This window comes from Pseudomonas sp. Tof1 (assembly GCF_055390395.1).
Genome location: NZ_AP024344.1, coordinates 2731912 through 2755426, shown reverse-complemented (window position 1 = coordinate 2755426; position 23515 = coordinate 2731912). Strand labels below are relative to the sequence as shown.

General features: G+C 66.3%; 17 protein-coding genes and 1 pseudogene. 4 read left to right on the top strand and 14 right to left on the bottom strand.

The window, feature by feature from the left end; genetic code table 11:
* Nucleotides 1–618 (bottom strand): translesion DNA synthesis-associated protein ImuA, encoded by a 618-nt coding sequence (gene imuA, locus ACZ5KU_RS12745; protein ID WP_054062560.1) that lies wholly within the window; start codon nucleotides 616–618, stop codon nucleotides 1–3.
* Nucleotides 618–1238, bottom strand: a complete 621-nt coding sequence (gene lexA, locus ACZ5KU_RS12740; protein WP_054062561.1) for a transcriptional repressor LexA — start codon at nucleotides 1236–1238, stop codon at nucleotides 618–620. The genes imuA and lexA overlap by 1 nt, the downstream gene beginning before the upstream one ends.
* A 404-nt stretch (nucleotides 1239–1642) precedes the next feature.
* On the opposite strand from lexA, the gene ACZ5KU_RS12735 reads away from it, so the two are divergent.
* Nucleotides 1643–2779 carry an aKG-HExxH-type peptide beta-hydroxylase gene (locus tag ACZ5KU_RS12735; RefSeq protein ID WP_416773072.1) on the top strand — a complete coding sequence of 379 codons (1137 nt, stop codon included), beginning with the start codon at nucleotides 1643–1645 and terminating at the stop codon, nucleotides 2777–2779.
* Nucleotides 2780–2788: 9 nt separating this feature from the next.
* On the opposite strand, the gene ACZ5KU_RS12730 is transcribed toward ACZ5KU_RS12735, so the two are convergent.
* The gene (locus ACZ5KU_RS12730) at nucleotides 2789–3805 is read right to left on the bottom strand and encodes a M14 family metallopeptidase (RefSeq protein ID WP_464737259.1); all 1017 of its coding nucleotides are present in this window, start codon (nucleotides 3803–3805) and stop codon (nucleotides 2789–2791) included.
* A 210-nt stretch (nucleotides 3806–4015) separates the two neighbouring features.
* On the opposite strand from ACZ5KU_RS12730, the gene ACZ5KU_RS12725 reads away from it, so the two are divergent.
* Nucleotides 4016–4651 (top strand): TetR/AcrR family transcriptional regulator, encoded by a 636-nt coding sequence (locus ACZ5KU_RS12725; protein WP_054060972.1) that lies wholly within the window; start codon nucleotides 4016–4018, stop codon nucleotides 4649–4651.
* A 41-nt stretch (nucleotides 4652–4692) separates the two neighbouring features.
* On the opposite strand, the gene ACZ5KU_RS12720 is transcribed toward ACZ5KU_RS12725, so the two are convergent.
* The 5 genes and pseudogenes from ACZ5KU_RS12720 to ACZ5KU_RS12700 form a co-directional block, all read right to left on the bottom strand.
* Nucleotides 4693–5391: an ABC transporter permease gene (locus tag ACZ5KU_RS12720; RefSeq protein ID WP_054060973.1), complete on the bottom strand. Its 699-nt coding sequence runs from the start codon at nucleotides 5389–5391 to the stop codon at nucleotides 4693–4695.
* 5 nt (nucleotides 5392–5396) lie between these two features.
* Nucleotides 5397–6110 carry an ABC transporter permease gene (locus tag ACZ5KU_RS12715; protein WP_273825655.1) on the bottom strand — a complete coding sequence of 238 codons (714 nt, stop codon included), beginning with the start codon at nucleotides 6108–6110 and terminating at the stop codon, nucleotides 5397–5399.
* Nucleotides 6111–6277: 167 nt separating this feature from the next.
* Nucleotides 6278–7060 (bottom strand): transporter substrate-binding domain-containing protein, encoded by a 783-nt coding sequence (locus ACZ5KU_RS12710; protein ID WP_054060975.1) that lies wholly within the window; start codon nucleotides 7058–7060, stop codon nucleotides 6278–6280.
* Nucleotides 7061–7087: 27 nt separating this feature from the next.
* A pseudogene (locus ACZ5KU_RS12705) lies at nucleotides 7088–9090 on the bottom strand (aminotransferase class I/II-fold pyridoxal phosphate-dependent enzyme).
* A 150-nt stretch (nucleotides 9091–9240) separates the two neighbouring features.
* Nucleotides 9241–10872 carry a 5-guanidino-2-oxopentanoate decarboxylase gene (locus ACZ5KU_RS12700; protein ID WP_054062565.1) on the bottom strand — a complete coding sequence of 544 codons (1632 nt, stop codon included), beginning with the start codon at nucleotides 10870–10872 and terminating at the stop codon, nucleotides 9241–9243.
* Nucleotides 10873–11149: 277 nt separating this feature from the next.
* Between ACZ5KU_RS12700 and ACZ5KU_RS12695 the strand changes: the two genes are divergently transcribed.
* Nucleotides 11150–16192: a dermonecrotic toxin domain-containing protein gene (locus tag ACZ5KU_RS12695; RefSeq protein WP_464737258.1), complete on the top strand. Its 5043-nt coding sequence runs from the start codon at nucleotides 11150–11152 to the stop codon at nucleotides 16190–16192.
* Nucleotides 16192–16785: a hypothetical protein gene (locus ACZ5KU_RS12690; protein ID WP_464737257.1), complete on the top strand. Its 594-nt coding sequence runs from the start codon at nucleotides 16192–16194 to the stop codon at nucleotides 16783–16785. Before ACZ5KU_RS12695 ends, ACZ5KU_RS12690 begins: the two co-directional genes overlap by 1 nt.
* Before the next feature lies 1 nt (nucleotide 16786).
* On the opposite strand, the gene ACZ5KU_RS12685 is transcribed toward ACZ5KU_RS12690, so the two are convergent.
* The 6 genes from ACZ5KU_RS12685 to ACZ5KU_RS12660 all read right to left on the bottom strand — a co-directional run bounded on the left by ACZ5KU_RS12685 (nucleotide 16787) and on the right by ACZ5KU_RS12660 (nucleotide 23210).
* Nucleotides 16787–17494, bottom strand: a complete 708-nt coding sequence (locus ACZ5KU_RS12685; protein ID WP_054056934.1) for a winged helix-turn-helix domain-containing protein — start codon at nucleotides 17492–17494, stop codon at nucleotides 16787–16789.
* A gap of 127 nt (nucleotides 17495–17621) precedes the next feature.
* Nucleotides 17622–18254 (bottom strand): TetR family transcriptional regulator C-terminal domain-containing protein, encoded by a 633-nt coding sequence (locus tag ACZ5KU_RS12680; RefSeq protein WP_054056935.1) that lies wholly within the window; start codon nucleotides 18252–18254, stop codon nucleotides 17622–17624.
* Between the two features lie 47 nt (nucleotides 18255–18301).
* On the bottom strand, nucleotides 18302–19003 hold the full coding sequence (locus ACZ5KU_RS12675) for an NAD(P)H-dependent oxidoreductase (protein WP_464737256.1): 702 nt from the start codon (nucleotides 19001–19003) through the stop codon (nucleotides 18302–18304).
* A 128-nt stretch (nucleotides 19004–19131) separates the two neighbouring features.
* Complete coding sequence (locus ACZ5KU_RS12670) at nucleotides 19132–21219, bottom strand: acetate--CoA ligase family protein (RefSeq protein WP_464737255.1); 2088 nt, start codon at nucleotides 21217–21219, stop codon at nucleotides 19132–19134.
* A 20-nt stretch (nucleotides 21220–21239) separates the two neighbouring features.
* Complete coding sequence (locus tag ACZ5KU_RS12665; protein WP_054062570.1) at nucleotides 21240–22400, bottom strand: acyl-CoA dehydrogenase family protein; 1161 nt, start codon at nucleotides 22398–22400, stop codon at nucleotides 21240–21242.
* Nucleotides 22401–22418: 18 nt separating this feature from the next.
* Entirely contained in the window at nucleotides 22419–23210 is a 792-nt protein-coding gene (locus tag ACZ5KU_RS12660; protein ID WP_419736318.1) for an enoyl-CoA hydratase/isomerase family protein, read from the bottom strand.
* Nucleotides 23211–23515 lie beyond the last annotated feature (305 nt).

The window sequence follows — 23515 nt, the reverse complement described above, 5'->3', positions numbered from 1 at the left end:
TCAATGCCCCGCGCCGAAGGCGATCGGTGCCGGATAGGCCAACCCACCCCGGCACTTGAGCACGCGCAACTGCGCGGGCCTGCCATCGATGGCGAGCCGCAGGGAAGCGGGCGACGGGTTGATCGCCTCCTCCAGCGAGCGATAGGCGAATGCCAGGGTCTGGCCACTTTCCGCCGCCACCTGCAAGCGCCGCAGCGCCCGGTCATCGGCCTGTTGCGGCCAGCACAGCACGGCACCGCAACTGCCGGAGCGAAGGCACTGCTCGGCGGCCCACAGGGCATCACGGGGAGCGGCCTGGATCACCGACAACTGCCGCAGGTCCACGCCAGCGCCGAGCCAGGCCTGGGGGTAAGGCACATGAGGCGGCGCCACCAGCACGACTCGCTCACCGCTGGCCGACAGGCGCGCCAGGGTCGGCCAGAGCAGTTGCAACTCGCCCACGCCCTCGCCGGCGATGAGGATCTCCGTCAACGCCGACTCCGGCCAGCCACCGCCGGGCAGCACCGCATCCAACCGGGCATGCCCGGTCGAGGGCAGGCGGGCGGCCTGTACCGCCGGCCGGCCCTTCCAGACCCGCCGCTCATCGAGCAGCGAATCGAGCGCGACCACGGCCCCCATCAGCCTTGCCTCACCAGGCCGCAGAACACCCCTTCGATGGCCAGTTCCTGGTGTTCAGGGTCGACGACGATCGGGGCATAGGCCGGGTTGCGGGCCAGCAGGCGGATACCGGTCGCACTGCGTTCGAAACGCTTGATGGTGACTTCGCCATCGAGTCGGGCGACGACGATCTGGCCGTTGCGCACCTCGACATTGCGCCGCACCGCCACCAGGTCGCCATCGAGGATGCCGTCGCCAATCATCGAATCACCCTGGACCCGCAACAGGAAGTCCGGCGTGCGGGAAAACAGCGCCGGGTCGAGCCACAGGCGCTCGTGAACCTGCGCATCGACATCGATCGGCCGCCCCGCCGCCACCCGCCCCAGCAGCGGGATTTCCAGCAGGGCCGGACGTGCGGGCTGGTTGAGCAGGCGGATGCCCCGCGCCTGATGGGCATTGACCTCGATGAAGCCGGCCTCGGCCAGGGCCACCACGTGCTTGCGCGCCACGCTGCGCGAGGCGAAACCAAAGGCCTCGGCGATCTCGGCGAGGCTCGGGGGCTGGCCGTGGTCCGCGATGCGTTCGCGGATGAAGGTCAGGATGGCGGAACGGCGGGGAGTCAGATTCGTCATGGAGTACATTTGTACTCCTATGGGATTTTCCTGACAAGAGCCGCCAGTCGCTCGCCGGCCATGGATCGCTCCCAGGCCGTCACCCAGGCTGCGGAACCCGCTCCAGCGAATCACTGAAAACGCCATGAACCGAACCGACCTACAGACTTATCTCACCAGCCAACTACATGTAAGAAAACACCTGAATAACCAGAATAAAAACAACAAACATCTTTAATCCGAAGAAACCTAAAGAATATTGAAAATGGAAATCCAGCCGTTATATTCAAACCCGGCAAATAGCGAAACCCCTCTACAACCCTTTGAATCCAAAGCTTCAGCAACCACAGATCAAAAAGGCAAGTCATAAGGCCAAGTCCAGCAAATGGACTTTCACGATAAAAACGGAAACTTGTGCCAGGAGGCCATCCCGCATGCATCCAAAACATCCGGCTGAACTCGACAACCTGTTCCAGCACAATACTTTCATGCCCGACGCGTCGCCCAACCGTTTCAGTCGCCTGCTGGACCAGATCGACCAGGACCGCTACACCACCCTCGCCACCCTCTATGCCGAAGCCTATCGCCTGTTTCCCGCCACGCCCGAACTCGGCGGGTTCTTCGCCAGCACGGCCAGCCTGATCCTGCTGCCAGCCGTCGAGCGACGGGCAACCCTCAATGAACCGGCCTTCCAGATCTGGGCACGCCGCTGCGTCGGCCTGACCTACCAGGTCCTCGACGGCCTGCAATCGGCTCGCGGGGTCCTGCTGGAGAGCCTGCGGGCCTTGCCGGAGCTGCTGCAGCGCCTCGCCCGGGCAGCCGCGGAGCACCAGCACGCCAACCGCCCACCCGTGCGCCGCTTCGATATCGACCCGCTGATCGCCGCCGAACTCGCGCCCTGCTACGAATTCCCGAGCGACGAGGCGACCCGCCAGCGCCTGGAGAACACTGGCTATTCCATCCATTTCTTCAGCGATGTGGTGAATGTCGCGCTGTCGCGCATCGCCCTGACCTGGCCCGGCTGTCACGAGCAGTTCCGTCACCTGGTCCGGCTCATCTGCTACCTGCCGGACAGTCACTTGCGCAGCGGCTCGGCCAGGCGCTACAGCGGCGCGATCCTGCTCTCGGCCAGGGACCACTCGCTGCTCGAGGTCGAAGAGTCACTGGTGCGCGAAACCGCCCACCAGTTGCTGTATTGCATCGAGGAGATCTGCCCGATCGTCGATCCCCAGGCCGATGAGGAACGCCTGTACTTCCTGCCCTGGTCGAACCGCCCCTGTGGCCTGGCCGAATATTTCCAGGCGTTCTTCGCCCAGCTCATGCGGCTCAAGTACCTGGAGCGCGTGCGCCAGCGCCCGGCCAGCGAAATGCAGCGCGCCGAGCACCACCTGGTGTTCATCCTGCGCGGCCTGGGCCGGGCCCTGGCGACGCTGACCGGCAGCCGCGAACTCACCGCCCGTGGCCGCCTGCTGCTGGACAACCTGGCCGAGGAGGTCCTGGCGCTGGAGCGGCATCACGCCAACCTGCTGGCTCGCAGCGGCCAGCTGTACGACCTGCGCCTGGCGGTCTGAACGCGCCGCTCAGTTTGGGTCCAGCAAACCACCGGCCCAGTTGCGCGACAGGCGACTGCCGGTGAACTTCGCCACCACCATGCCCTGGGGCACCAGCCGGTCGCGATAGCGCGTCAGCATGCGGCCGGCCTGCTCGGCATACAGCACCACCTCCGAGGACGGGTCTCCCGGGCGACCGATGATCCGCGCAAACCGCTGGCCCTCCTCGACCTGCTCGCCCAGTTCCCGCTCAAACACCAGCACGCCGGGGCACGGTGCCAGGATGGTTTCCATGTGTCCCATTTCCATGGCCGCCACCGGCCAGTCAGCCACCGCCAGGTCCTCGGCGATCACCCCCTGGGCACACAGCCAGGCATACAGGCCGGCGGCATCCTGCTCGGCGAAACGGTCGACGACATCGCCCTGCCCGCGCAACTCCAGGGTCGCCGCCATGCGCCCGGCCGTCTCGCCGGCCCGCAACCAGGGGGCGATGAGGGTTTCCTCGAAGGAACCGTCGCCGCCATCGTCCCAGATGATTGCCACGTCCATCTTCATCGCGGCCGCCAGGGTCCGGCCGCGAGGCCAGAAGCTGCGGTGCAGGTAGAGGTAGGGCAGCGCCTCGTCATCGGTGTGCAGGTCCAGCACCACATCCGCCGGAGCCGCCAGTTCCACCAGTTGGCGCTGCCATGCCTGGACATTGGTCGCGCACCGCCCCAACGCCGCCGACTGGTCGAACCCGCGGTTGAAGTTCTGCCCGGTGGCCTCGTGAAAACGCCCGAGGATCCGTCCCTGGCGAAACTGCCCGATGCCCAGCGGGTTGGCCTGCGGCACCACGGTCACACTGCCCCGGAGCCGGCCCGCGGCCTCGGCGCCGGCCAGGCGCTGCAGCAGCAGGTGCAGCACCAGCATGCCGGCGATCTCATCGGCATGGACCCCGGCCTGCAGGTGCACCTTCAGGCCTTCGCCAGGCTCGCCGAAGCGCCAGGCGCCGACCCGGACCGGATCGCCGTTGTTGTTGCGCACACTGAACGAAACATCCTGCGCCATGCCCCCGCCCTCCCCTCATTGAAGGTTGAAAATCGTTACCGTCGACAGTGGAAATTGAACATACGTTCAACTAAGCTTTCACGGGCAAGCCCGTTCCCGCAGTGGTCGTGCCCGCCGCACATCCGGTGCCCACTGGATACTTCTGGCAGCGGCTTGCCGGACCGCCGTGAGGCACCCGCCCATCCGCTCTCTCGAACAAAGGAACATCGCGTGCCAACCGCCTCTCCCAAATTCCGCCGTGCCGAACCCGACGAGCGTCGCGACCTGCTGATCGCCGCCACCCTGCGCTGCCTGGCCCGGGACGGTCATGCCGGCATCTCGGTGCGACGTATCGCCAGCGAGGCCGGGGTCTCCGTCGGCCTGCTCAATCACCACTTCGGCACCCTCGACGCCCTGATCGCCGACACCTACCACAAGCTCGCCAGCGAGCTGACCAGCAGCCTGCTCGACGAAGTCAACCAGGCCGGCAGCGCCGCGGAAAAACTCGAGGCGTTCCTGGTCGGTTCCTTCTCACCCAGGGTCCTGGACCCGCAACTGCTGGGCGTCTGGGTGGTGTTCTGGAGCCTGATCCGCCATTCCGAACACGTCAGCCAGTCCCACGAACGCAGCTACGGCGCCTACCTCGACCTGATCCATCGCCTGCTCGACGACCTGGCCGACAGCGAAGGCTTCGTGATCCGTGACACCCGCCTGGCCGCCATCGGTCTATCGGCGATGCTCGACGGACTCTGGCTCGAGTGGTGCCTGAACCCCGAGACCTTCAGCCCCGCCAACGGCCTGCACATCTGCCGGTGCTGGATAAAGGGGTTGCGAAACGGCGCATTCGACACCGACGACGTCCCGTGAGGCAGGCTCAACCAGGCCGGCGTCACCCCGGGGCCGGCTCATCACACCGACCTGCGCAGCGGTGTGCCGCGCCGTTCGGCGAAGGCGAACAGCGCCTCGATCAGGAACGTCAGACAGACATAGACGCCGGCCACCAGCAGCAGCGGCTGGTACACCTGCAGGGTCTGCGCGCGCACCACGTTGGCCGCCCCCAGCAGGTCGATCACCGCGATGGTCGAGGCCAGCGCCGTGGACTTGAGCAGCATCACCGTCTCCCCCGCCAGGGTCGGCAGCAGCAACCGCAGGGCCCGTGGCAGACGCACCCGCAACAGTGCCTGGCGCGGCGTCATGCCGAAGGCCGAAGCCGCCTCCATCTCGCCCTTGGGTACCGCCAGCAGCCCACCGCGGATCACCTCGCCGACATAGGCGCCCACCGACAGCACCAGGGCGAAGACGATGTACCAGTAGCCGTCGCGCAGATAAGGCCAGAGAAAACTGCCGCGAATCGGCGGGAACTGCGCGAACAGGCTGCCCAGGCCGTAGTAGAAGATGTAGATCTGGATCAGCAGCGGCGTGCCGCGCAGCACGCTGGTGTAGAACAGGCTGGCCCTGGCCAGCAGGCGGTTCTTCGACAACCGCGCCAGGGCCACCAGCACGGCCAGGATGAAGCCCAGCACGCTGGAAATCAGCAGGATGCCGACGGTGGTCTGCAAGCCGCGCCCCAGCAGTGCCGTGTACTCGAATATCCACGCTGGAATCATTGCGTTCACTCAGCCAAAGGCATCCAGCGACGAATGCGCCGCTCGAGCCTTCCCGACAGGTAGTTGGACACCAGCGTCACCGCGTAGTACAGCGCGGCGGCAGTGAGGTAGAACAACAGGTAGTGCCGCGTCGAACCCGCACCCTGCTTGGCGGTGTACAACAGCTCGTTGGTGCCGACCACGCTGATCAGCGCACTGTCCTTGATCAGGTTGATCCACAGGTTGGCCATGCCGGCCAGGGCATGGGGCGCCATGATCGGCAGCGTCACCCGCCGGAACAGGGCCAGCCCGGTCAGGCCATAGGCCTTGGCCGCCTCGATCTGGCCGTAGGGAATCGCCTGGATCGCCGCGCGGAAGATCTCCGAGGCATAGGCGCCCTGCACCAGCCCCAGCACCAGGATCGCCGCCAGCGGCCCGCTGACATTCACCGCCGCCTGCCCGAAATGGGCCAGCAGCGAGTTGAGCAGCATGGAACCGACGTAGTACAGCAGCAGGATCAGCAACAGCTCCGGCACCGCGCGGAACAGGGTGGTGTAGCCGCGCATCAGCGCCGCCACCGGCCGCGGCCCGCCGACTTTCAGGCAGGCCACCAGCAGGCCGATCAACAGCCCGACGACGAAGGCCCCGGCGGAAATCTGCAGGGTCATCCAGAGCCCCTTGAGCAGCGCACTGCCCCATCCCTGCTCGCTGAAATCGATCAATTCGAACATTGCTGGCATTTCACTCTCCAGTCACTGACCTCAAACTTCGCACCTACCGCCGTTTCTGAAATCGGCACCGTCCTGTAGGAGCAGGGCTTGCCCGCGAAGCCTTTCAGCGATCCCGGGGACGCCTTCGCGGGCAAGCCCTGCTCCTACAAGGGGCGGTGGTGTACCGGGAACGGTGTTCAGAACGCCGGTTTCACGCTGGTACCGAAGTAGCTCCGGGAGAGTTCGTCATAGTCCCTGCTCGCCAGCAGGGTCGTGATGGCCTTGTCCAGGCGGGCCTTGAGTTCGGTGTCGTCCTTGCGCAGCCCGGCGCCCACACCGCGACCGAAGATCGGGTCGTAGGGCACCGAGCCGAGGTAGGCCAGGTCCTTGGCGTCGGGGGTCTTGACGAAGGCCGTCATGGCCGTGCCGTCCGCCATCATCAGGTCGATGCGCCCGGCGATCAGGTCGGCGTTGGCCGAGTCCTGGGTGTCGTAGTACTTCACCTCGGCGATCTTCTCGTAGTAGGCCTTCAGGTAGCTGGCGCTGACGGTGGAGTTCTGCACGCCGATGATCTTGCCCTTCAGATCATCCGGGTACTGCTTCACCGAAGCCCCCTTCGGGCCGACGATGGCGATCGCCGAGTCGTAGTAGGCCTTGCTGAAGGCGATCTGCTTTTCCCGTTCCTCGGTCACCGACATCGAGGAGAAGATCACGTCGATCTTCTTCGCCAGCAGCGACGGGATGATCCCGTCCCAGGCCACCTCCCTGATCTCGCACTCGGCCTTCATTTCGCTGCACAGCTTGTGGATCAGGTCGACCTCGAAGCCCTTCCACTCCCCGTTGGCCTGCTTCTCGGTGTACGGCGGATAGGGTTCTGCCGCGACCGCGAAGCGGATGGGCTGAGCCTGTGCAGCACTCATGCCGGCCAGGAGGATGCAGGCCGCACCGGCCAACCAGTTTGCCAAACGTCGATATCCCATGATGTTGCCCCGTCTTCTTATGTTGCGTTAGCGAGTTTGATGAGCGTTGACGAACTGCCGGCAGCGCTCACTGCGTGGGTGTACGAACACTTCATCCGGCGAACCGGTTTCCTCGATCAGCCCCTGGTGCAGGAAAGCCACCCGGGAAGAGACATCGCGGGCGAAGGCCATCTCGTGGGTCACCAGGATCATGGTCCGGCCTTCTTCGGCGAGGGAGCGGATCACCCGCAGCACTTCGCCGACCAGCTCCGGGTCGAGGGCCGAGGTGGGTTCATCGAACAGCATGACCTTGGGCCGCATGGCCAGGGCCCGGGCGATGGCCACCCGTTGTTGCTGGCCCCGGAGAGAAACGCCGGGTACTCGTTGCGCTTGGCCGCCAGTCCTACGCGCTCGAGCAGCGCCTCGGCCCGTTCGGTGGCCTCGGCGCGGCTCTCGCGCAGGACCTGGGTCGGCGCTTCGATCAGGTTCTCCAGCACCGTGCGATGGGGCCAGAGGTTGAAGTTCTGGAACACCATGCCCAGGGTCGAACGGATGCGCACCAGTTGCCGGGCATCGGCCACCAGCGGCGCGCCGGGGCGGTCATAGTTGAGCCGGAGGCTTTCACCATCCACCAGGATGCGGCCCTGGTCCGGTACTTCGAGCAGGTTGATGCAGCGCAGCAAGGTGCTCTTGCCCGAGCCGCTGGCGCCGATCAGCGAGATCACCTCGCCTTCACGGGCGGTCAGCGAGACGCCCTTGAGGACCTCGATATTGCCGAAGCGCTTGTGCAGGCGGTCGACTTCGATCATCGGTCGGGTCACCTCCACTTGCACCGTGCCCTGCACCGTCACCGGCTCGATCAGCGGACGGGCCGGCTCGTCGGCCAGCCGCCCGACGAATTCGCGAATCCTTCGGCAAGCCTCGGCCAGGCGTTCCTCGCCAAGCGTGAAGGACAGGCGCACGAAGCCCTGTGCCGGCTCGCCGAACGCCGCCGCGTCGAGCACCGAAACCCCGGCTTCGCGCAACAGTCGCCAGGCGAACTCCAGCGAGGTGAGACCGGTCTGGCGCACATCGAGCAGCACGAACATGCCGGCGTCGGGCTTGAGCACCGCGAGCCGCGGGCATCCGGACAATCCCTGTACCACCAGGTCACGGCGCCGGCGATAGATGTCGCGCATGCCCTGGGTCACCTCGTCATGGGCCTGCACCGCCTTGAGCGCGGCCTCCATGACGAAGCCGGGCAAGCCGTAGAGCATGCTCAGCACCAGGGTCTCGGCGTGGCTCACCAGGGTGGCGTCGGCGACGATCCAGCCGATGCGCCAACCGGTCATGGCGTGGGACTTGGACAGGCTGCCGATGGTCACGCAGCGTTCGGCCATGCCTGGCAAGAGCGCGAGACTGACATGCTCGCGCTCGAAGGCCAGGCTCTCGTAGACCTCGTCCACCACCACCCACAGGTCATGGGCGATGGCCAGCTCGGCGATCGCCTGCAATTGCTCTCGGCCAAGCACCACGCCGGTGGGGTTGTTCGGATTGGAAAAGAAGATCGCCCGGGTACGTGGGGTAATCGCCTTGGCCAGCAACGCGGCATCGAGCGTGAACCCTGCGTCCGCGGCACAGGGCACGCGTACCAGGGTCGCACCCGAAGCCTTGAGGGTGGCCTCGTAGGTGACGTACATCGGGTCCAGGGCGATCACCTCGTCGCCGGCATTGAGCAGGCACAGCGAGGTGATGAACAACGCATTCTGTGCCCCGGCCACGGTGATCACGTTCGCGGCCTGCAACGGCCGATCGAAACGCTGGCCGTAGCGGGCGGCGATAGCCTCGCGCAAGGCCAGGCGGCCGGCGATCTCGGTGTAGTGGGTATCGCCTTCGCGCAGAGCCTCGATGGCCGTCTCGGTGATGAAATCGGGGGTGGGGAAATCGGGGTCGCCCACACTGAGGATGATCACATCCTCGCCACGGCGCTGGGCTTCGAACGCCGCATGATGGATATCCCAGGCGGCGACGCCCTGGCCACTGATCCGTTCGACAAAGGGTGAAAACCGCATGCCAGTGCCTCGTTCGAAGTTGAAGAAACGCAAGCCCGCAAGCCACCCGAGGGTGCTGGAGCCAACATAGCCAAGACTGAACAGTCGTTCAATAGCAGACAGCCGTGAGCTTCGCGTTCAGCGCAAACAGGTCGTTTTCACGACAGTGCCCTAACGCACACAGGTGTGTCTGAGTTCGATCAGCGTCACCCCGGCATGTGCGAACCCGGCGCGCAGATCACGCTCCAGCGCCTCCAGGTTCTGCGGCTCGGCCACCCGGCAGCCGAACGCCCGGGCCAGCAGTTGAAAATCCGGATTGCGCGGCAACACGCCGATCGGCTCGATATCCAGGTCGAGCATGTCGTCGCGGATCTGGCCGAGGGCATCGTTGTTCCAGAGCAGCACCACCAGCGGGCTGTCCAGTTCCTCGACGGCCGTGGCCAGCTCCTGGGCGGTGTAGAGAAAGCCGCCATCGCCCACCAGCACCAACCCGGGACGTTGCGGTGCGGCGAACTTGCCACCGATCCCCGCCGGCAGGCCGTAGCCGAGGGTGCCGTAGCCGGTGGGGTGCAGCCAACTGCGCGGGGTGCGGCTGGCGAAGGCGTAGTTGCCGGTGTAGGCCAATTGGGTCATGTCGCTGCTGATGAAGGCATCGGCCGGCAGCACCGCCGCGATGCGATCGAGAATACGCTGGTGGAGGCTCTGCAACGCGCCGTGCCCCTCGCGGATGGCGGCCTTCAAGGCCGCGACCGCCCGGCTCGCCTGTGCGGCATCGCGCGACGCCGTCGGCAGTCGCGCCAGCAACGCCGCCAGGGTCTGCTGCGCATCGCCGTGCAGCGCGACGCGGCAGGGATAGCAATCGTTGAACTTGCGCGGGTCGATATCGACCCGGATCACCTCGCCGCTCAGCGGCAGCCGTTCGCGCCAGTAGTCGGTATCGGCCATTTCGGTGCCCACCGCGAGCACCACGTCAGCCTGCCCGATCAGTTGCCAGCCGGGCTCGACGCACAGGCTGGCACCGGCATTGAGCGCCAGCTCCGGGGCCAGCAGGCCCTTGCCGGCGACACTGGTGAACAGGGGCGCCGCCAGACGCTCGCTCAGGGCCCGCAACTCGTCCCCGGCCGCCAGGGCACCGCCGCCGGCGATGATCATCGGCCGCCGGGCCTGCTGCAGCCGCGTGGCGGCCTTCTCCAGCGCCTGGGCACTGGGCAGCCCACGCCCCGGACGGCGTACCACCTCGGCACTCCAGTCGCGGCTGACCGGCTCGGCCAGCACATCCAGCGGCACCGCAATGTGCACCGGCCGCGGCCGCTCGCTGTCGAACACGGCAAAGGCGCGGGCAACCAGTTCCGGCAGGTCGTCGGTGTTCAGCGCCACCGCGGAAAACGCCGTGATCGGCGCGGTGATCGCCCGCTGGTCCCGGGTTTCATGCAGGCAACCCCAGCCCTTGCCGAGGCTGGCGGTGTGATTGACGCTGGAAATCACCAGCAGCGCAACCGAGTCGGCATAGGCCTGGCCAATGGCAGTGGCGGCGTTGGTCACCCCGGGACCGGTGATGATGAAACAGACCCCCGGCTTGCCGCTGACCCGGGCATAGCCGTCAGCCATGAAACCGGCCCCCTGCTCATGCCGGGTCAGCACGTGGCGAATACCGCTGCCGGGCAGCCCGCGATACAGCTCCAGGGTATGCACGCCGGGAATGCCGAACACCGTGTCGACACCATAGCGGGCCAACAGCCGCACCAGGGCCTGGCCACCGGTGAGCGGGGTCAAGGAAACGTCGGGGATCGATGGGGAGTTCATGCCAGCCCTCGCCTTTGTCGTTGTGGAGTGATGGGGACCGCGCAGAGATATTAAACACTTGTTCAATAGCATGGCAATCATCACCCAACCCCGCCAAAAAACCGAAAAGAACAGCTATCAGCTTGTTTTTAAAGGCTATTTTTTGTGACGAAAAATGCGTCCGGCACAGACCTGTTACATCTTTGAACATCCTTGTCGCGTCCAGCATTAACTACCGCTCCCGGCTCTGGGCTTGCGCGCTGAATGGCAGCCATCACCCAACGACAAGGAACCCGGCATGAGCCCCACCCTCCCCTCGAAGACAGCCGACCCGAGCGTTTCGCTGGAGCAGGCCATCGAGCACTTTCTCGCCGACCTGCCCGAGCAGACCGCCCGGCGCATCCGCCTCGTCAGCGGCATCGACAGCCCGGCGCTGCGCAGCGCCTACGCCGAATCCCCGCAGGTCCCCGCACTGCTGCAAGACACCCGCGCACGCTTCGAGCTGGATCGGCAGATCGGCGACTTCATCGACACGCTGGACACGGCCCCACCGGCGAACGCCGGGGTGCCCCATGTGCACTGGCAGTTGCAGTTGTCGGGCCTGGAACTGGTCTGGCCGGCGATCTGCGTTCTGCAGGTGTACGATCCACCGGCGACGGTGGCGGGCGAATATGGCGCCGACCTGTCGCCTGACCTGCCCAGGGTACGGGTGGCACGTGCCCACCTGCTCGACGGCACCCTGTGGAGCCATGCCCTGGCGCAGATGTCCCCGGACCAACGCGAGCGGCTGCTGGATGGCCAGTACCTCACCGCCGATACGCAGTTGGCGGCGCTCAGGCAGAGGATCAGGCCCCTGCTGCGCTCGCACCGGCAGGAACTGTTCGACAGTTTCCACGCCGCCAGGCAGCGCTCCGATGATCCCCTGGTGAATCGGCTGCGCCAGCGGCTGCCGCGCCTGTCGAAGTCGGCCGCCATCGAGCTGCTGGTCAATGCCAGCGCAGGCGATCTTGAGGCAATGCGCTTTTCCACGGGTGAACTGAGCGGTCGCCAGGTGCGGGACGCCCACTGGTATCTGCAGGAAGAGCGCTTGAGCCAGGCCTATGAGGGGCTGTTTCTCAAGAGTCGACAGCACCATGGCGACAGCCTGCGACTGATGCTCTACAGCGTCGCCAGCCTGCCCGGCTGGCCAGCGGAGGGGGCTCGCCTGGAACTGCGCGACCAGACGGCGGACGGCCCATTGCTGGCCGGCATCGGCGCCTCCCAGGCCGGACAGCGGCATATCATCCTGCGCCACCCTGACCACTTCACCCTGGCGGTCACCGAAGGCACGGCGCCAGCCCCGGAGCCCGACCTGCCCTCGGCCCTGGCGAGCCTGCCCGAACCGCTGCGCAGCCAGCTCGGCCTGACAGACGCTGAAACCAGCCGACGCCAACTGCAGCAGGCGGCCCTTTCACGCGACCACCTGCGCACCCTGCTGGAGATCCCCGCCATGCAACCCCCGCAACGCCTGCCCGACAGCAATGGTTTCCAGCATGCCTCGCCTGTCGCCTTCGTCTCCCCCGACCAGCTTGCCCAACGCCAGCGAGCCCTCTTCGACAACCTGGCGGCCACCAACGGACGGACCCTGTTGCTGGCGCAACAGCAGCCCAACTTCCGCTGGTTCGCTGACCTGCTCCTGGGGCGGCAACTGGCGCAGGACTTCCCCCAGGCCGCCTCGACGGCCCCCGATGCGATTTACCTCAACACCTTCGAACAGACGCGCTACCGGCCCTTGTCGGAGCTGGGCGAACCCGGCGAGCAGGTGCTCTATCGCCGGGTCACGCAATCGCGCACGCTGAAGGAAGTCTTCGTCCAGCACCTGGCCGGCAACCGCCAGACGTTCGACACGACCCACAGCGGGCTGTATGCCAGCCCGACCGACGCCTATGCGCCGCAACAATTGATCGGCCTGGACCTGGACCGACTGGCAGGTACCCTGGACAAGGCCGGCAAGACCTTCGACACGCAGTTCGCCGATCGGCTGGACAATTTCTGGAACGGCGCCGAGACGCTGCTGAAGGAGAATCTGCGCACGCAGATTCGCCAGGAAGCGCAGTTGCGCGAGCTGGACCTGACCCTGGACGAGAGCAATCGACAGGACCTGGAGCGGGTGCTGGACCATCCCACCCAGGCCCAGCGCCTGAAAGCCCATCCCGCCGACGGGCCGATCCATGTCTATCGGATCGTCCTGCAGGCGCAGGATGCGCCCCTGGAAGGCAGCCTGGTCATCACCCGCAGTCCCGATCTGGACACCTACAAGCTGCCGGCCGTGCTCTATCAGGTCGGCCGGGGCCTGGAGCAGTTCGTGACATTGCAGGCCCTCAAGCGCAGCCTGGTACAACGCTTGAGCGACGAAACCGAGCGCGAGGCGCTGCTCGACCTGCTACCCAACCGGCAGCACGCCCTGATTGCCGCCAACCCGCCCGAGCGCACGGCGCCGTTCAGCTACCGGATCGAGACGGGCGACGCCCTGCAGGTGCTGGTCGATGGCCTGCTGGCCAAACAGAAACTGGATTTCGCCGACACCTGGCGCTTCGTCCGGGGAGCGCCTGGGCTCGACAATGATGCCGACGAGTTCGCCCGGCAACTCAACGACTCCGTCAACCTGGCGAAAAGCCTGGACATCTTCCCGGTGCTGGAACGCCGCAATCGCGACCTGATGTTCGGCGACCTGCTCGGGCGCCTCGAAAAACTTTCGGCAGACGAACAGAGCCGGCTGGCCAGGCTGTGGCGCGCAACCCTGAGGACCAGCCCGGTGCCCGCCAGCCTCGGCGATCTGCCCGCCCTCAGGAGCCATGCGAGCGGCCTGCTGCGCACGTACCTGCAACAGCACTATCCCCAGGCCGCCATCGATCCCGACAGCACCGAGGTACAGGTCACCCACACCCGCACCTACCCGAGCCCCGCCTGGCAGAGCCTGCCATCGACCGTGACCAGCCGCCATCGCAGCCTGTCGCTGACCGCCCTGGCACTGGAGAACATTCCCGGCTCGCGCCTGGGCGAGTCCGTCACGTTCAAGGCCAGGGCCAGCACGCTGACGGGCAGCCCGCTGAACCTGTCGAACAGAGACATCACCACCATCGTCCGCACCGTGGATGCACCGGGTCGATACAAGGCACTGCTGAGAAACAGACTGCAGGGGCCGGACCAGGCATCGCTGCGCCGTGACTGGGTCGAGGGGGAACGGGCCCGCCTGGAACTGCATGCCTATGTCGCGCACCTGAGTGGCGATCTGCTCGATGACAAGGACAGCCCGTCACAAAACGGCTACAGGCGTATCGAGCATCTGCTCAGGTACCCCTCGGCCAGCAAGCGCCCGCTGCTCGATGGGCATGAAGTCCATGCCAACTACCTGATGCTCGGCGGCACCGGCGAGGCACACAATGGCATGAGCGTGGACGAAGTGCTGGTCATCAGCACCAGCGCGCCAGCCAGCACGCTGCTGTTCCTCGCACCCCAGGCACCGGACGGCAAGGCCTTGCGCGAACTGGCCAACCCCGCCGCGCTCGAAGCCTTGCTGCGCGAGTCGGGCTGGAAGCAATACTGCATCTCGCGGGCCGCGCGCAACGAACAATGGGACCCGCAACAACTGTTCGCGCGCCAGTTCCCGCAGGTACGCTACTTTCCCATCGCCGGCGATCTGTTCAGCACCCTGTTCGATGCCCGGATCAGGCATGTGATTGCCAGCGTGGAATATTTCGCGGCGAGCAACCAGCGGGTGGACCGTGACACCCTCTGGTACTGGATCAATGCCGGCCTGCACCTGGCCGCCGAGATCGTGCTGGGCCTGGCCCCCTTGCAACTGAGCCTGCCGGCCTACCTGCTGCGCGGCCTGTACGGGCTGGCCCATGCCAGCCAGGCCTTGGCCCTGAGGCACTATGAGGAAGCGGCCGATGGACTGATCCGGACACTGTCCGATGCCGCAGCGCCGTTGCCCCTGCAACCGCTAAAACCGCTGCTGCGACAGATTCCCTCGATGCCCTCGAAGCTGTCCCGCCTGATCAGGACCACCCGGGCCGGCCAGGACGGCCTGCGCCAACCGCTACTGAGCGCCGAGCCCTCGACGGTCACGCCGATCCGCTACCTGGCCTCGAACCTCAGGCGGCATGAAGTGCGCAGGCTCCCCGAACTGGAGTACCTGCGCGACGGCCTGTTCGTCGACCGCGCCTCGCGCCTCACGCAGTACCTCCAACTGGAGGGCAAGTGGTACCGCACCGGCACCCGTGCCGGCCGGCGCTACGTGCTCATGGAGCAGCATTGGACGCAGGATATCGAACTGATCCGGGTTGGCAGGCATTGGCAGCCCCTGCCCATGGGCCGCCTGTCGGGCGGTATGCGCCAGGCGCCGGACCAGGTCGGCGCCGCGCGCTATGAGATCCCGGCCGCCCATCGCCAGACGATCGCCACCTACATCGACAGCGGCGCCGCCATCGACCCCAACGCTCCGGGGCTTTCCGCAGGCCAGCGGCAGGCCGCCCTGCAATACACCCAACGCCGCCAGCAATTGGTGGCGCACGCCGAGCGCTTCTTTGCCGAGGGCCCGGCCCTGCCTGCCAGGACACCCATCGCCGACCTGGCGAGCGCCGGGTCGGCGACACAACTGTTCGAGCGAGCCTATCGACACCAGGACGGCATCGTCCTTGGGGTGCCCCATGGCGCCAAGGGCGGTCGAAAGATCCTGATCGAGCAGATGCGTTCACTGGCCAGGGACCACCGGCTCAAGACCCTCTACCTGGAAAACCTGATGAACGACCTCGACCAGGCGAGCCATCTCGATGACTTCAACCGCACCGGCTACCTGTCGCCGCTGTTCAGGGAAAAGCTGCGCCAGTTGGATATCCTCGAGGGAATCGACCACCAGGGCCTGCAGTCAATCCTTCGCCTGCTGCGCGAGGCCCATGAAAATGGTGTCCGGGTCCAGGCCCTCGACTGTGTCGCCAGCTATCGCCTGGGCCTCAACCAGTCGAACCCGAACAGAACCCGCCCCCTCAAGTACTACGCCCGGCAAGTGATCAACGCCGACCAGTTGCAACACGGGCCGGGCCGCTGGATCGCCCTGGTCCAGGACATCCATGCCGCCACCCTCAAGGGTGAACCCGGCCTGGCAGACCTGATGGGCGCGGTGAGCCTGCGCGCCAACGATGTCGGCGGGCAGCCCTTGCCCCTGCAGATCCTGCAGGATACGGGAGACTCCACGCGGAACAGGTTCGGCCAGCTGTGGTTTCTGCGCGCCGATGCCCGACTGGATGTGAACGTCTCCCCCTGCCCCTGCCACAGGTGCCGAGACCCCATCGGGCGCTGATGAGAACACGAGGGGACTTCCTGATCGAACAACGTGGCGGGCAGTATCACGCGGTCTGGCTGTCCCGGCGCCTGATCGACCCGGGAATGCCGCAGCCGTTCGTGGTGTTCGACCAGCCCATCGTGCAGAGCCGGCGTGTGCACAGCTCGGGGCGCAGCTACGAGGTGTTCCATATCGAGGATCCCACGGGGTTGTTGCGCCCGGAACTCGGCCGTCTCATCGGTACCGAATACAACAGCCTCGCCGACCTGGCCTGGGGGCTCCAGCAATCCGGCCTGAAGCAGGTGGTGGAACTCGACGACCTGGCCGTCTACCTGCGCCAGCCGGTACTCGACACCCACCCACAGTTGACCCGGCCGGGCATGTTCACCATCGAGACGGCACCCCAGGGGCCGGTGCTGATCAGCCGCTCCGTCGATCGCTCGCTGAAGGCCACGCCCATCAGGATCAAGACCGGGACCCGGCAGTTCTATATCCATCAACCGAGGTGGGGCTTCAGCGAAGCCCGCCTGTTCGACAGCATCGACAGCCTCAGTCAGGCCCTGGTGAGCGAACGAGGGCTGGTGCGTTGGGTCGAATCCACCGACCTGTGACTCACGCCGCCCGCGAGGTGCGGGCGGTGAACAGGTAACCCGCGCCGTGAATGGTGATGATCAGTTCCGGCGCGGCCGGGTTGTCATGCAGTTTGCGCCGCAGGCGCCCGACCAGCACATCGATGGAGCGGTCGCTGGGCAACCATTCGCGGTTGCGCAACTGCTCCATCAACTGATCGCGGCTCAGGGTCTGGCCACTGTTGCGCAGAAATACCTTGAGCAACTGGAACTCGCCGTGACTGAGCAGCGTCTCGCTGCCATCGAAGGCCTTGAGCCGACGGCGCTCGGTGTCCAGGGTCCACTCGGCGAAACGGGCGAGGTGGCTGGAGTCGGCCGGCTGGTCCGGCTGTATCCGGCGTAGCAGGTTGCGCGCGCGGCACAGCAGTTCCCGCGGATTCAACGGGCTGCCCAGGCAGTCATCGGCGCCGCAATCGAGCGCGGCGATCCGCTCGGCCTCGTCATTGCGCCCACCGACCAGGATGATCCCCACCTGCGAATTCGCTCGCCATTGACGGACCCGTTGCAGGCAGGCCGGCAACTGCATATTGAGCACCACCAGCGCCACCGGCTGGCGCTCGAGCAGGCACGCGGCCCGCTCGGTGGACGCGACGCCGTCGACGCCATACCCCTCGGCGGCGAGACAGGCCTGCAACTGTTCACGGATCAGGCGATCGGGCTCGACCACCAGTACACGAGGCATGCTCTTCATTGCCAGGCTCCTGTTCGGCCGGCGGGCGGCCGTTCTTGGAATCATGCGAAGCGGTGGGACTGGCATGCACTCTAACGACTATTGAACACTTGATCAACAAGCGTGACGGAGTGCCCTGAATCCTCGTTCAGCGCAGAAAACGCCGGTAGCCGCCCATCTGCAGGCCGTCGACCCAGGCCTCGCAGATCTGCACGCCCTGGGCCGGGGTGAAGGTGTTGGGATTGAGCCCGCATTCGAGCCACAGACCATCGAGCAAGGCACTCAGGCCGATGGCCGCCAGGTCGCTGTCGAAGCCCTCCCAGCCCTCCTCCTCGGCCAGCAGGCTCAGGGCATTGCCCACGATGGTGCGGTACTCGCCGTAGGAATGGTCGTGGGCGCGGTCGATGGCATCGGCAGTCTTCACCGCGCCCCAGAAGGCCAGCCAGGCTTCCAGCAGCTCGGGGTCGAGCATGGCCGGGGAAAACGATGATTCGAAAAACGCCGACAGGTGCCGACGGGCGCCCTCGCCCGCCCTGGCCACCGATTCGCGCAACAGGCTCATGACCTGCCCGGTGATGTGCAGGTAGGCATCGGCCACCAGTTCATCCTTGCCGGCGTAGTGATGGCCGATCAACCCCACCGACACCCCGGCCTCGGCGCAGATCTTGCGGATCGAAGTGCCGACGAAGCCGTACTTCTTCAGGCAACGCAAGGTCGCGGCCACCAGGTTGGCCTTGCGCAATTGGGGGTCCATCCGTAGAAAACGTGCTTCCTCGGCCATAGTGCTCCTGCCCTCTCAAGGTCGATGACTGACGGTACCTGCCCGAATCAGCCGATGGGGTACAGCGCCTCGTCGAACTGCGCCAGGCGCGGAAACACCAGCGGACGGTCCTGGTCGAGGCTTTCCAGGCGCCGATGGTAACCGAGCAGGCATTGTTCGCGAGCCTCGGCACTGATATAGGGCACGTGCCAGGCCACGTAGGGTGGCAGCACGTCCAGCCCGACATAGGCCAGGGTGCCGCGCAGCAACGGGCGCAGCATGTCCTCCAGCGGCCCGTGGATCGCGCCCTCGCCGAACATGTGCTCGCGCCCGCCCAGGGTCACGGTGACCAGCGCCCTCTTGCCGACCAGGCCACCCTGGTCGTAGAAACGCTTGCCGCCGTAGCAGAGGCCGGACACCAGCACACGGTCGATCCAACCCTTGAGGATAGCCGGTACGGAGAACCAGTAGAGGGGGAAATTGAGGATCAGCAGGTCGGCCCACAGCAGCTTGTCCAGCTCCTGGCGGATATCCGCGGCCAGGCTGCCGTTCTTCACGCCCACGCGTTGTTCCAGGGCATAGACCAGGTAGTCGGGGTTGTCCCGGCTGGAAAAGTCCCCGGCACTGGCGACCGGGTTCCAGTTCATCGCGTAGAGGTCGCAGACCTGCACGCTGTGACCCTGAGCCTGCAGGGTCTGCAGCGCCTGGTCGCGCAGGGCGGCGGTGAAGGATTGGGGTTCGGGGTGGGCGTGGATGATCAGTACGTTCATGGAAGGTCCTCATGGCGATGCCGAAGCGGCCGGAACAGCGCCGCCAAAATGGTCGCAAAACTCTGTGGGAGCCGGGCCTGTCGGGAGGCCGCACCGCCGCGAATGGGCCCGCCCAGACATAACCCGGCTCACGCCAGGCGAATCAACGCATCCACCGCCAGCGCCCCCTCGGCATTGACCAGCAGCGGATTCACATCCAGTTCCAGCAACTGCCCGGCGTTCTCGCAGGCGTAGTCCGCCACCGCGCGAATCGCCGCGACCAGCGCCGGCAACGGCACCGCCGGGCCGCCGCGAAAGCCGCTGAACAGCGGCGCGCAACGCAAGCCCAGCAAGGCCTGCTCGATGGCCTGGTCGGTGGTCGGCAGCAGCAGGCTGCGGCTGTCCTTGAGCAATTCCACCAGGATGCCGCCGGCACCGATCACCAAGGCCAGGCCAAAACCGGGCTCGCGCTTGACCCCGACGATCAGTTCGGCCAGCGGCGGCGCAGCCATGCGTTCGAGCAAAACCTGTTCGAAGCGCACTTGCGGCGCGTGCCGGGCCAGACGCTCGCGCATCGTCTGCAGGGCACTGGCCAGGGCGACCTCGTCCTGGAGATTGAGCGCGACGCCACCCGCCTCGGTCTTGTGCGGCAGCTCGGCGCTGACCACCTTGAGCACCAGCGGATACCCCAGGCTGCCGGCCTCCAGCAGCGCCTGCTGCGGATGGCCGATGCGCGCCTGCGGCAATGGCAGGCCGAACGGCCGCAGAGCCTGCTTGGACTGCCACTCATCCAGCAGGTGGCCTGAGCCTGCCGCGGCCGGCGGGCAGATCGGCACCAGGGCCGCCTGCCCATCGGCCAGCAGCCCTTCGCGGCGCGAGCGGTAATGGGCGATCCGTGCCCAGGCCGCCAGGCCGTCCTCGACCCCTTGCAAGGCCGCCACCCCATGGGCGTGCAGGCGCTCACGAGCCGATGCCGGCAGCAGCTCGGGAAACGCCGAGGCGACGAAGCCGGTCCTGCCATGACGCTCGAGCGCCTGGCAGTAGAGCTCGAGCAACAGGTCGCACTCCTGGCGCTCGCCGGTGAACTCGGCCGGATAGTCGAGCACCAGCAGGGCGGCATCGGCCGGCGTTCTCAGGGCGGTGTCGAGCATCCGCTCCAGCGCATCCCGGTCGCCCCAGATCGCCGTGGTGAAGTCCAGCGGGTTGACCAGGTTGGCGTAGCCGGGCAGCACCTGCGCCAGTTCCGCGCGCTGCCCGGCATCCAGTTTCGGCAGTTTCAGGCCGTTGCGTTCGGCGTAGTCGGCAATCAACCCGGCATCGCCACCCGAGCAGGCCAGCCCGGTCAGGCTCGGCCCCATCGGCAGGTTGCCGCAGGCGGCGGCCTTGAGGGTTTCCATGAAGCTCACCGGGCCGCTGACGCGAATCACCCCGAGGCGATCGAACAGGCTGTCATAGAGCGCGTCGGAGCCGGCCAGGGAACTGGTATGACTCAACGCCAGTTCGGCGCCGATCTGCGACACGCCGGTCTTCAGGGCGATCACCGGAATACCCTTTTCCAGGGCCTTGCAGGCCGCGCGGGCAAACCCCGGCACGTTCTTCAGGCCCTCCAGGTGCAGGCCGATGGCGGTGACCCGTGGCTCGTCGAGCAGCACGTCCATCAGCTCGGCCACGCCCAGTTGCGCCTGGTTGCCGACCGAGGCCAGGTAGGCCAGCGGCAACGAACGGTCGCTCATGGACAGGTTGTAGGCGAAGTTGCCGCTCTGGGTCAGCACCGCCACCCCCTTCTCCACCGTCTTGCCGCCATGGGCCACTGGCCACAGGGCGACGTTGTGCAGGTAGTCGAGCAGGCCATAGCAGTTGGGCCCGAGCAGCGCCATCTCGCCCGCCGCCTGCAACAGTTGCGCCTGCAGGGCCTGGCCTTCGGCACCGGTCTCGGCGAAGCCGGAGGCATAACAGATCGCCCCGCCCGCGCCCCGGGCCGCCAGCTCGGCGACGCAGGCCAGGCTCAGTTCGCGGTGGGTGGCGATGAACACCGCGTCGGGAGCGCAAGGCAATTCCGCGACCGAAGCCACGCAGGGAATTCCGTCGAGGCTGGCATGTTGCGGGTTGACCAGCCACATCGGCCCCTGGAAGCCGCCTTCGGCGCAGCGCTTGAGCGCCCGCGCCATGCTGCGCCCACCGACGAACGCCAGGTGCCGAGGGGCCAGCAGACGCTTGAGATTGTCTCGAATGGACATGCCGTGCTCTCCTGGTTCGCTCAGCGCAGCAACGGCCGCAGCAGCTCGCGGGAAATGATGTGGCGCTGGATTTCCGAGGTGCCCTCCCAGATCCGCTCGATCCGCGCGTTGCGCCAGATCCGCTCCACCGGCCCCTCGTCCATCAGGCCCATGCCGCCGAAGATCTGCACCGCCTCGTCGGCGGCACGGCCCAGCACCTCGCTGGCGAACAGCTTGGCCATGCCGGCCTCGCCGTCGGTCAGGGTGCCCTGGTCCATCTTCCAGGCGGTGTGCAGGGTCATCAGTTCGGCGGCGCGGATTTCCGTGGCCATGTCCGCCAGCTTGAAGGAGACGCCCTGGTAGCTGCCGATGGGCTGGCCGAACTGCCGGCGGTCGGCCGCCCACTGCAGGGCCGCCTCCAGCGCGCGCTGGGCCTGGCCGACGCAGTTGGCGGCGACCATCACCCGGCCGGCGGTGAGCCAGGCGTTGGCGACTTCCCAGCCCTTGCCCACCTCACCGAGCACCTTGGACGCCGGGACGCGACAGTCGTCGAAAAAGATCTCGCTGGTGTGATACCCACGGTTGCTCACGCATTTGGGGCCACGGCGGATGGTCATGCCAGGGGTGTCGCAGTCGACCAGAAAGGACGTCACGGCATTGCGCCGGCGGCCGTTGTGCTCGTAGGTGTCGGTGACCGCGAAGACGATGGCGAAGTCGGCGTGCCCGGCATGGCTGATGAAATGCTTGCTGCCGTTGAGGATGAACTCATCGCCCTCGCGCACCGCGCGGGTCTTGATCGCATTGGCGTCGGAGCCGGCACCGGGTTCGGTCAGGGCGAAACAGTCGATCTTCTCGCCGCGCACGCAGGGCAGCAGGTAGTCCTCGATCTGCGCGCCCTGGCAGGCCATGAGGATCTTCGACGGCCGCGCGACGAAGACGTGCAGGGCCCAGGAGACCTTGGACAGCTCACGTTCGATCAGCGCCTGGGACAGGTAGTCGAGGCCGCCACCGCCGACCTGCTCCGGCATGTTGAAGGCATAGAAGCCGGCGGCGATGGCCTTGGCGCGGATCTGCGCGGCAAGCTCCGGCGGCACGGCATCGGCGCGGTCGACCGCATCTTCGTGGGGCAGCAGTTCCTTCTCGACAAAACTGCGCACCGCTTCGACCAGCATGTCCTGCTCTTGGGTCAGTTGGAAATTCATGGGTTACCTGCTGTCCGGTTACTGGCCAATGAAGTGGGGAGCACGTTTTTCCACGGCGGCCCGCAGCGCCTCGACGCCATCGCGGCTGCGGCCGCAGAGCAGGCCGGCGGCCTGTTCGGCCTGCAGTTGCTCGGCCAGGCTGCGAGCGGCGCCCTCGCGCAGCAGCGCCTTGGTCTGGGCGAAAGCGAAGGTCGGGCCGGATGCCAGCCGCGCGGCCAGTTCATTGGCGGCGCCGGCCAGTTGCTCATCGGCGCAGACTTCACTGACCAGGCCGGCGGCCAGGGCCCGCTCGGCACTCCAGAGTTCGTCGAGGAACAGCAGGCGCTTGGCCTGTTCCGCGCCGATCAACCGTGGCAGGTGCCAGCTGGCCCCGGCGTCCGGCGAGTAGGCCATGCCGGTGTAGCCGGCCTTGAACCGCGCGGTTTGCGCGGCCAGGCGGAAATCGCAGCACAGGCTCAAGTCCATGCCCGCACCGACGGCCGTGCCGTTGACAGCGGCAATGGTCGGCTTGGCGAAACCGTGCAGGCGGCTCATCAGCACATGGGCGGTTTCGGTCCAGCCATAGGTTTCGAGGACGCCGCGGCGTTCGGCGTCGGCCCATTCGGCGAGGTCGGCGCCAGAGCAGAAGCTGCGGCCATGGCCGGTCAGCAGCAGTACCCGCACCGCCGGGTCGGCGGCATGCCGGTCGAGCAGATCGATCAGCGACTTGAGCGTGGGGATGTCCAACGCATTGCGTTGCTCGGGGCGGTTGAGGGTGATCCGGGCGATGCCGGCCTCCACCGTATCGAGCAGGGTCGGTTGGGAGCTCATGAAAGGCCCTCGGCTTATTGTTCTTGGGTGTGAGGTGGAACATTGAAGGCATACTAAACAAGTGTTCAGTAGAGTCGCAATCACTTGAAGTCCTTCATTCAATTTCTTGGAATATTCATCAATCTATTGATTTATATGAATTTATCTTGATGAAAAAGCCTGCCGGCAGGGGAAGTTGTTACATCTTCGAACAACTCGCTGGAGGGGTTGACCGGGGGCCGTCAGCAGCAGACCAAAGAACATCAACACCGCTGATATCAACTATTCCTGCCACCGCCTTACACCGCCTCGGCCCAATCACTAAA